Consider the following 9,480-nt stretch of genomic DNA (forward strand, 5'->3'; position numbering starts at 1 on the left):
TCTGGAAATGTTAATGCCCCTCCCATCCTCTTGCTGGAAAGGGGGGAGAGGGTGGGATATGAGACTGCGTAAGCCGGTTCATCACCCCACTTATTCTCATGACTGCTTCAACAGCATGATCAACAACAACAGGACATCCATATGAACTATAAAGCACTGTCAGTGGCGCTGATAACACTCCTGTTGAGTGCCTGCAATGCCCCGCGGCAGGTCGCCAACTGTGCCTCTGTTACCTGCCGCCCGCAGCCGGAAACGCGACAGCTCATCATCTGGTGGCAGCCTGACTTGCGCAGCGGACCCGCGGATTACAGCAGGGTCAGCGTGGATGAGTGAACCAACGGAAGTATTCGACAATCAGCGTGACTTTCTCTCGGCGCTGGAAACCACGCCAATGGCCTGTTGGCCAGTACAACCGGGCGTCACTCTGTGGTTTACGGCACTGTCGGTACGGCAGGCTGCACTCATCTTAACGCTCGCTCCCGCCCGACATTATCCCGGTATGCTGCGGCAAATTTTACAACGCCGTTTTCTGGATGCCGATGCATTGTCTGTATGTAGCCTGAGCCTGGATGAACAGCAAAATCTGCGGTTACGCCGCTCGTTATCTACATTGACCGACGCGGTTACGGCGATCGACGAACTGTGGCGTTTAGCCGATCTGCCGCCGCGCTGAATCATGAAAAAGTCATGTGTTTTCGTGCAAGCAACGGGAACCGTACAGGCCAGAAAATCACTTAATGGGGGAGTGTCACAATTACGCGGGCTGACCGCACATCTATTGGCGCTTTCATAACCCATTTATTCATTGAGGAAACATTATGCTTAATTCTCTTGGTGGCGGTACTTCTTTGCAAATCACGATCAAAGCGGGTGGTAACGGCGGTTTATTTCAATCTCAGTCTTCACAAAATGGCGGATCGCCCTCGCAGTCGGGATTGGGTGGTCAGCGTAGCAATATTGCAGAACAGCTGTCCGATATTATGACGACCATGATGTTCATGGGTAGCATGATGGGTGGCGGTCTGGGCGGCGGCCTTGGTGGTTTGGGTAGCAGCCTGGGGGGATTAGGTGGTGGTTTGTTGGGCGGTGGCTTGGGTGGTGGTCTCGGTAGTAGCCTTGGCAGCGGACTGGGTAGCGCGCTCGGCGGTGGTCTGGGTGGGGCGCTGGGGGCGGGCATGAATGCCATGAATCCATCAGCAATGATGGGTAGCCTGCTGTTTAGCGCACTGGAGGATTTGCTGGGTGGCGGTATGTCGCAGCAACAAGGCGGTTTGTTTGGCAATAAACAGCCTACATCACCAGAAATTTCGGCGTATACCCAGGGCGTTAACGATGCGTTGTCCGCAATTTTGGGCAACGGCCTGAGTCAGGCGCAAGGACAGCAGTCACCGCTGCAACTGGGTAATAACGGTCTGCAAGGCTTGAGTGGCGCAGGCGCGTTCAACCAACTGGGTGGTACGTTGGGGATGAGTGTGGGGCAAAAAGCGGGTTTGCAGGAGCTAAACAACATCAGCACGCACAATGACAGCCCGACTCGTTACTTCGTGGATAAAGAAGATCGGGCGATGGCGAAAGAAATTGGCCAGTTTATGGATCAATACCCTGAAGTCTTCGGCAAGCCGGAATACCAGAAAGATAACTGGCAGACGGCGAAGCAGGATGACAAATCCTGGGCCAAGGCGCTGAGCAAGCCGGATGACGATGGCATGACCAAGGGCAGCATGGATAAATTCATGAAGGCTGTCGGCATGATCAAGAGCGCGGTAGCGGGTGATACTGGCAATACCAATCTGAATGCTCGCGGCAACGGCGGCTCGTCTCTGGGCATTGATGCGGCGATGATCGGTGACCGTATTGTCAATATGGGGCTGCAAAAGCTCGCGAGCTAAAGCGAAATTTTACCGGGAGCAGAGCGAAAGCTCTGCTTTCTTGTTATTAGTTTCAATGAAACTATTTCAATTCAAATCAATTAGTTTACTCAGCTTTTGTCCTTTCCTTGTGCCATCAGCGCGGTGAGCATCTTGTTATCCTTTACACGTATTTTCTTAAAAGGAATAGTATCAAAGATGTCACATGGAACGTTTTCATTATTCTTCACTCCGCCTCAACCTCGTGTCCTTTTTGTTTCCGATGGCGTAAACACGCCAAATCTCTGCTGCTCCTGATTTTCTGCGTTTTTCTCTGAAACCGTGTTTCCCGTGTGATGTTTTTATCAACCTGAATTGTGGTGTGAGCGGACTCAGACCACAACGCAGGTTTTCATTTTAATCAGGATAGCGATATGCCGCTCCGGGGCATGCGGTAGCCATGTCTACGGCGAAGGAAGAAGGAGAGGACAGGTGGCAAACAGTACAGGATTACAGTTCACCGTAAAGGTCGGTGCATTGGCGGCAAGCACCTTTGCGGTGGTGGATTTCAGGCTGGATGAGGGGCTGAATCGGCCCTTCAGCCTGTCACTGAGTCTGGCGAGTGCGTTGCCGGATATCGATTTTGGTGCCGTGCTGGACCAGCCGTGTGAGCTGCTGATTTGGTATGAAGGTGAACTGAAGCGTCGGGTCAGCGGGATTATCAGTGGATTCACGCAGGGTGACACCGGATTCCGGCGCACGCGCTATCAGGCGGAAGTCCGGCCTGCTCTGTGGCGGCTGGGGCTGCGTACCAACGCCCGACTCTTTCAGGCGCAGAAACCGGACGCGATTATCGGCGCACTGCTGGAAGAGGCGGGCATTACCGACTACGCGTTTGCACTGCGTAACGAGCACGCGGTGCGGGAATACTGCGTACAGTACCGGGAAAGTGATTTGGCGTTTATCACCCGTCTGGCTGCCGAAGAGGGGATGTATTTCTTCCACGAGTTCGAGGAAGGCAAGCATCGGTTAGTGTTTGCTGATGATGCGGGGGCACTGACCAAAGGCCCTGAGCTGTTCTTCAACCTGGCGACGCAGGGGCTGAGTGAAGGTGAGTACGTGCGACGCTTCCACTACGCAGAGCGGGTGAGCACGGCGGAAGTGGAGCTGAAGGACTACAGCTTCAAGACACCGGCTTATGGGCTGTCGCACAAGAAGATGAGCACCGAGCTGGAGCACCAGCGCGAAAGCTATCAGCATTACGACTATCCGGGGCGTTATAAGCAAGACCCGAGCGGCAAGGCGTTCAGCGGCTATCGTCTGGATGCACTGCGGTCAGGGGCAGTAACGAGCGAAGGCGAATCGAACTGCGCGGGGCTGATGCCGGGCAACACCTTCACCCTGACGGAGCACCCGAATGCAACGCTGAACGCGGTATGGCAGACGGTGAGCGTGACGCACGTCGGGCAGCAGCCGCAGGCTCTGGAAGAGGAAAGCGGCGGCGAACCGACGACCATGAGCAACAGCTTTGCGGTGGTGAAAGGGACGACGACGTGGCGCGCCGCGATGCCGTACAAACCGATGGTCGATGGCCCGCAAATCGTCACCGTCGTCGGCCCGGCGGGAGAAGAGATTTACTGCGATCAGTACGGTCGGGTAAAACTGCAATTCCCGTGGGATCGCTATGGCGCGAGCAACGACCAGAGCTCCTGCTGGGTGCGAGTCAGTCAGGGATGGGCGGGCGGTCAGTACGGCATGATAGCCATCCCGCGCATCGGTCATGAAGTGATCGTCAGCTTCCTCGAAGGCGATCCGGATCAGCCGATTGTCACCGGGCGGACGTTCCATGCGACCAACCGTCCTCCTTACGACCTGCCTGCGCACAAGACGCGCACCGTGCTGCGTACAGAAACCCATCAGGGCGAAGGATTCAACGAGCTGCGCTTTGAAGATCAGGCAGGACAGGAAGAGATTTATATTCACGGTCAGAAAGATCTCAACGCGTTGATTGAGAACGATGTTGTCTGGCATATCAAACATGATGCACAGACGGATATTGATAATGACCGTGTCACTCGCATTAAAGCCAACGATCACCTGACGGTCGAGAGCGAGAAACGTGACCATGTTAAAGGAGATTACTCCCTGAGCGTCGATGCCTCAATGCACCAGAAACTGGGGCAGGCCTTGCTGGTCGAGGTGGGCCAGGAAGTGCATGTGAAAGCGGGGGCTAAGCTGGTTATTGACGCGGGGGCGGAGCTGACGCTGAAAGTCGGAGGAAGCTTCGTCAAGATCGATCCCAGCGGCGTTAGCGTGGTGGGCCCAGCTATCAAGATTAATTCTGGAGGCAGTGCTGGTAGCGGTTCTGGCTGGGCAGGACAGAGTCCCATTCTGCCGGGTGGCGTTGCCGTCCCTCCTGCTCCACCCGCGACATTGCCTGCCCCTGCCATTCATAAAAGCATGGAATCGATGTCACCGCTTGTCAAACCTTGCCCTCTTGCTAAGGGAGGCAAAGCATGAGTCTGAATACGTGGCAAGCCCAGCATAGCGGCACCCTCTTTGCTATTGTTGACGGCGCGGTAGATCGCTCGGCAGTAGCCCGTTTCTATGCACTTAGCCAAGGTGAAGCTTTCCCCCTCTTTGCGGGCACTGAGTTTGGCGAACAAGCTGCACTTGGCCCCTGGCTGCTGTCTACGCCTTCACCTGCATTCGTGGCCGATTCTCCGGCACTGAGTGGCTTCTATCTGGTCAGTGAACAGTCTCTTGACGTCGTTCGCCACCATTGGCAAAGCCTGATATTGGCTATCCGTGAAGGAGAGGCTGTCTGGTTTCGTTTCTCTGAACCACGTATCTTTCTGCCGATGTTCTGCGCCATGAGCCCAGAAGAGCGGGATGCCGTGCTTGGCCCCTGCAATGGGATCTGGATCAATGAAAATGAGTTTATGCGTAATCCTGATATTCCATACCATCCCCCGTTAAAAAGCCCCTGGTTTCACATCCGCTCACATCATCTGGCAGCGTTGTATGACGAAAAGCGTCACGCCTATATTCTTCGTCGGCGTCTGTGGCAGGCCATGACGAGCATGATGGAACGCCATCCCGATCCGGCAGGGACTATTTTGTCCGTTCTCAGGCAAGCCAATGCGGAGAGGCTTCAGGACGATGTGCTCGATGGTGTGGTCGCTGGATCTTTGACCTTGCAGGTCGGGCTTCCTTTGGAGATTATTCGCGCGCCGCTGATGCTGACTGAAGCTGAATTCGCGCAGGTCAACCACTGGATGGTGCAGCATCATGCGTTGATAGGAGTTAACTAATGGCAGCAGATCCCCACTGTATTCCCTGCGAACGTTACGATACCTGGATAGAGATAGAGATTCGTGATGAACACAATCGTTCGTTCAAGGGGCTGAAAGCGACACTGACCGACGATACCGGCAAATCCGAAACGGTCACCCTCAAAGAAGGACCTGTAGTCGTACGTGGTTTTGCCGTAGGCCCGATAGCCGTCAAACTAGAGACGCTGCCCTGGCTCAAAGCAGCACAGTCGCGTGAAGTGTTGAAGGACGGGCAAAGCGCCGTCCCTGCCTATGTGGCAGAGAAAACTGGGTATGATGAAACGCCACGTGAACATATCAAGGCGACCACTGGTGACCTGTGCTTGACCGCACCTGAGCACCCCTTGCCAGAGGCGCATCAGGAAGGGAAAGTGGGTAGAGTCCGTTTCTTTACCAAGCATTCTTACGTTATCGAAGTAAAAGGTTATCAGATCAATGTGCTGCGCATCGGTGTGTTCTTCGATGGTACGGGGAATAACACGTATAATGCCGAGTCTGGTCTTAAAAAAGTGGAGCAATGGCTGGCTGAAACCTGCTCCGATCCGGCGCAGCGGGAGAAAGAGCTGCGCGGCTGCCAGATGGGGCGGCTTCCCGTGAGTGATAGTGCGGCTAACGATATTACTAATGTGGGGAAACTATTTAACCAATACGATCTGACTGCTGGCCCGTTGGTCGCCCATAGCTATATCAGCGGCATTGGTACGCGCGATCCCGTCGCCGGGAAAGATGGCCTAGAATACCGATCGGACAATATGCTGACAAAAGGGCTAGATCTGGATTTTGGCGGTGAAAATACCTCTATCGTTGGCAAAGTTAACTTTGCCTGTGAACAATCGATCGTACAAGCGATTGGTGATGACTTGAAGAATGTATTACCTAATATCGATTGCATTCACCGTATTGTATTCGATGTGTTTGGCTTCAGCCGTGGAGCGGCGGCGGCACGCCATTTTGTCAATGTCATCGACCAAAAAGCCGATCATCCGCTGGTACAGGCGGTGGCTAAAACACCTACAATCCGTCTTAAGGCTGGGTTTGACTGGGCCAATCGGGAGGATGTCCGGATCACGTTTGTCGGGATTTTTGATACGGTCGCCTCATCCTTCCACCCGAGTTTGAACATCCGTTTACATGCGGATAGCGTCGAGCGACTGGTGCATTTGACGGCGCTGGATGAGGTGCGGAAACACTTCCCCTTAACGCGCGTCACGCCTACGGCGATAGGCACTAGCATTCCGCCACACTTCACCGAGCTGGCACTGCCGGGTGCGCATTCGGATCTTGGCGGTGGCTATTACAGCCGCTGGAGTCTGCCTAATCCGAACAGCGATCCGGCGCTGACCGAGTGCCTTGAACTGGAGCGTTTTATGAGTGAAGAAGCGACTTCTACGCCGGATGATGGAAGCCAGGCCTATCGTCAGGCCCGCGCCTATGCCGAGGAGAAGATTGCTTTAGGCTGGGTTGAACGTCTTCACCCGCATTTGCTGCGTGCCGCGATTCCTCCTGTAGGGGCGATCAGTTTGATTCCTTATTCGTTTATCCGACGGCGTGGCAAAGATGATATGTGGACGAAAAAGGCCGTGTATGTGGAGGTGGTGATGAGCCGCGTGGTAGAGGGGGAGTATTCGCGCATTCCGCTACACATGATGGTGGAAGCAGGGCGAGCCGCCGGAGTGCCGTTTAAGGCGTGGCGTTCAAAAGATAAACAGCTTCAACTTGAACCTCTTTCAACCAAAGTGCCAGCGGTCAATCTGGTTAAATTGGGTGAGACCTGGGCATTAGCGGCCACTGAACAGGGTGTTGTGAAAAATCTGAGTCAGCAACTCTCTGCGGAGGTTTACCAGTCACTGCGCCGCGATTATGTTCATCGTAGTGCCAGCAACCAGGGTATTGCCAGTCCGGCCAATACCAGCAAATTGGAAACTACCGTGAGTAAAGAGCGGCGGCACATAATAGGGAATGAGGAAGCATGATGTTTAAACCATTTATTGTGTTGCTGGGGCTTTGCGTTTCATTGGCGGCTTGTGCGACGGCACCAACGATCTCAGCTTTTTCATGGAGATATGGTACGGGTAGTAATATTGATATCACTAACAATACGCGAACAGAGTTTTACCGTGATGGAAAACTCATTTACGCCGACCGTGAAGCGGGTGGCGGTGCGGGCGGACTGCTGAGTGACAGAATCACAGGCCGACGTTATTACTGGGCTGGGGGAGGAGGGTTACCTACCGATGGTGTTCCTGTCCCTGATAGGGCTTTGATAGAGATGGTTTCCCTCTACGATCGCAAGCGTTACCGGATCAAGGTTGGTTTACCGGCGGATTTAGAACAGAAAATGAGAGCGGTTTATCAAATTCAGGGACGCTACGATCGCCGCAACCGTTTGTATTTTGGCTTGGCACCTGGCGGCTACTATGAAGTGGTTTTGATGGGGAAGGGACTTGGCGTCAGCCCAGATCTGTTGCTTGCCCGTGGCATTGCCGAAGAGGTAACAGATGACTGGTATGATAAAAAAGTCTCTGTGGCTGAACAATATGGCATTGACGATTTCGACAAAAAGTACGGTGCACTGTTTAAGCAGCATCCGATCTCATTGGGAATGGACTGGGCACCTATCATGGATGCCTACCGAGCCAGACAGACTAAAACGGACCAGCAGCCTGTGAAGTAATTGTGTCTCTGTGAGTTGAGCAAGGAACGGCGGCACATAATAGGAACGAGGAGGCATGATGTTCAGGTATTTTATTATGGTCGTGGGTCTCAGCATCTCGCTGATCGCCTGCTCAAGTCCGAACTTAAAAACTCCGGTGAGCTGGAGTTATGGCACGGGCAGCAATATTGACAGTTTTTGTACGACGAAAGCCACTTTTTATCATAACGGGAAAATTGTATTCAGCTATCCCGGTGGTGGATGTAATGCAGGCGCACCGTACAAAGATATCATTGATAGAAAATATTACTGGGCTGGAGGCGGCGGGTTACCTACCGAGGGTGTTCCCATCCCTGATAGAGCATTGATAGAGATGGTGTCCTTCTACGATCGCAAGCGGTATCGCATCAAGGTCAATTTACCGGCAGATTTAGCCCAGCAAATGCAGCAGCGCTATCAGATTGAAGGACGTATTGACCAACGTAACTGGCTCTATTTTGGTTTAGCACCTGGCGGTTATTATGAAGTGCTATTGCTGGGGGATTTACTTGGCGTTAGCCCAGATTTATTACTTGCCCGTGGCATTGCCGAGGAGGTGACGGACAATTGGTATGATAAAAAATTCCCAATCGGCGTAAGCCAATACACCGTAACGATCCAAGATTTTGACAAAGAATACGGAGAACTGTTTAAGCAACATCCGATCCCATTGGGAATGGACTGGGCACCTATCATGGATGCCTACCGCGCCAACCAACCTAAAACGGACCAGCAGCCGATTAAATAAACTGACTTATCTCGGTGTGTTAATAAACGGACTAATAAAGGACTAAATATGGGTAACGCAGTTAAATTAGGCGATAGCGATACGGGGCACGGTAACCATCCGCCGACGCCCGTCTCGGCGGGCTCATCAACGGTTACGGTTGATGGTATGCCGTTGGCTCGGCAGGGCGATCCTCTGGTTCCTCACGGCCATGACCGGAGTATCAGCGGTGGTTCATCCAGCGTGCTCATTGATGGAAAGCCTGCTGCTCGCACGGGGGATCCGGTTAGCTGTGGCGGCGTGGTGATTGGCGGGGGAACGGTAAGCATTGGGTGAGGGTTTACTTATGCCTGATATCTGTCGACGCAAATATAATAAAGCCAGCGCAGGTTTCCCGGCTGGCTTTTTCCCTGTGTGGCGCAAGTTTTACATTTGACGCACCGCAATACAGCGATCGGCGATCAGGCGGGCGACCCAGAATGAGGTCTGCGCCACGTCGCTATGTAGTCCATTTCCCGTATGGATATCGGCCTGATGCAGGAAATCTTGCTCAAGCGAATCCACAAAGCTATCGAACTCGAACTCACCTTGTCGTAGCGATCCCGACTGGTTAAGTACCGTGTTCAACTGTGTTCTCACCAGATGAATAGCCAGGGTAAATGATTCACGCTGAGCAGGTGTGATGTACCCGCCTTGTCTGGCAAGGTCTGCCCAGCGTGTCGGTGCGGGGGATGTCGTCGTGTTTGGCATCTTAATTCACCTGTAAGTTGGCGGAGTCTGGCACTTTGTAGTGATTATTGACGTTCGTCAGGTTGATATTGTTGCCTTTGACGTTCAACCCTTCACTGTCGCTCTTCACGAACGAGAACTTGCCGTTTT

At 53.3% G+C, this 9,480-nt stretch carries 10 protein-coding genes and 1 pseudogene; 9 read left to right on the plus strand and 2 right to left on the minus strand.

Annotation, left to right across the window (positions count from 1 at the left end):
* Positions 1 to 141: 141 nt before the first annotated feature.
* From hrpT to CLR69_RS04230, 9 genes are all read left to right on the plus strand, one after another.
* Entirely contained in the window at positions 142 to 333 is a 192-nt protein-coding gene (hrpT, locus tag CLR69_RS04190; RefSeq protein ID WP_129709545.1) for an HrpT family type III secretion system protein, read from the plus strand.
* Positions 326 to 673 carry a type III secretion protein gene (locus CLR69_RS04195; protein WP_129711545.1) on the plus strand — a complete coding sequence of 116 codons (348 nt, stop codon included), beginning with the start codon at positions 326 to 328 and terminating at the stop codon, positions 671 to 673. Before hrpT ends, CLR69_RS04195 begins: the two co-directional genes overlap by 8 nt.
* Before the next feature lie 145 nt (positions 674 to 818).
* Positions 819 to 1,889 carry a type III secretion protein HrpN gene (locus CLR69_RS04200; RefSeq protein ID WP_129709541.1) on the plus strand — a complete coding sequence of 357 codons (1,071 nt, stop codon included), beginning with the start codon at positions 819 to 821 and terminating at the stop codon, positions 1,887 to 1,889.
* 450 nt (positions 1,890 to 2,339) lie between these two features.
* Complete coding sequence (locus tag CLR69_RS04205) at positions 2,340 to 4,367, plus strand: type VI secretion system Vgr family protein (RefSeq protein ID WP_129711148.1); 2,028 nt, start codon at positions 2,340 to 2,342, stop codon at positions 4,365 to 4,367.
* On the plus strand, positions 4,364 to 5,161 hold the full coding sequence (locus CLR69_RS04210) for a DUF4123 domain-containing protein (RefSeq protein ID WP_129709537.1): 798 nt from the start codon (positions 4,364 to 4,366) through the stop codon (positions 5,159 to 5,161). Before CLR69_RS04205 ends, CLR69_RS04210 begins: the two co-directional genes overlap by 4 nt.
* Entirely contained in the window at positions 5,161 to 7,155 is a 1,995-nt protein-coding gene (locus CLR69_RS04215; protein WP_129711149.1) for a T6SS phospholipase effector Tle1-like catalytic domain-containing protein, read from the plus strand. The genes CLR69_RS04210 and CLR69_RS04215 overlap by 1 nt, the downstream gene beginning before the upstream one ends.
* A complete protein-coding gene (locus CLR69_RS04220; RefSeq protein ID WP_242451537.1) occupies positions 7,152 to 7,856 on the plus strand; it encodes a DUF2931 family protein in 705 nt (234 codons plus the stop codon). Before CLR69_RS04215 ends, CLR69_RS04220 begins: the two co-directional genes overlap by 4 nt.
* 55 nt (positions 7,857 to 7,911) lie before the next feature.
* Complete coding sequence (locus CLR69_RS04225; RefSeq protein WP_242451539.1) at positions 7,912 to 8,622, plus strand: DUF2931 family protein; 711 nt, start codon at positions 7,912 to 7,914, stop codon at positions 8,620 to 8,622.
* 48 nt (positions 8,623 to 8,670) lie between these two features.
* On the plus strand, positions 8,671 to 8,937 hold the full coding sequence (locus tag CLR69_RS04230; RefSeq protein ID WP_129711151.1) for a type VI secretion system PAAR protein: 267 nt from the start codon (positions 8,671 to 8,673) through the stop codon (positions 8,935 to 8,937).
* 90 nt (positions 8,938 to 9,027) lie between these two features.
* On the opposite strand, the gene CLR69_RS04235 is transcribed toward CLR69_RS04230, so the two are convergent.
* Together CLR69_RS04235 and CLR69_RS23095 are read right to left on the minus strand one after the other, a co-directional pair.
* Positions 9,028 to 9,351 carry a DNA-binding protein gene (locus tag CLR69_RS04235; protein WP_129711152.1) on the minus strand — a complete coding sequence of 108 codons (324 nt, stop codon included), beginning with the start codon at positions 9,349 to 9,351 and terminating at the stop codon, positions 9,028 to 9,030.
* A 1-nt stretch (position 9,352) separates the two neighbouring features.
* Positions 9,353 to 9,480, minus strand: a pseudogene (locus CLR69_RS23095) (pectate lyase); the annotation flags it as partial.

The organism is Pectobacterium zantedeschiae, assembly GCF_004137795.1.
GTDB classification, from domain to species: domain Bacteria; phylum Pseudomonadota; class Gammaproteobacteria; order Enterobacterales; family Enterobacteriaceae; genus Pectobacterium; species Pectobacterium zantedeschiae.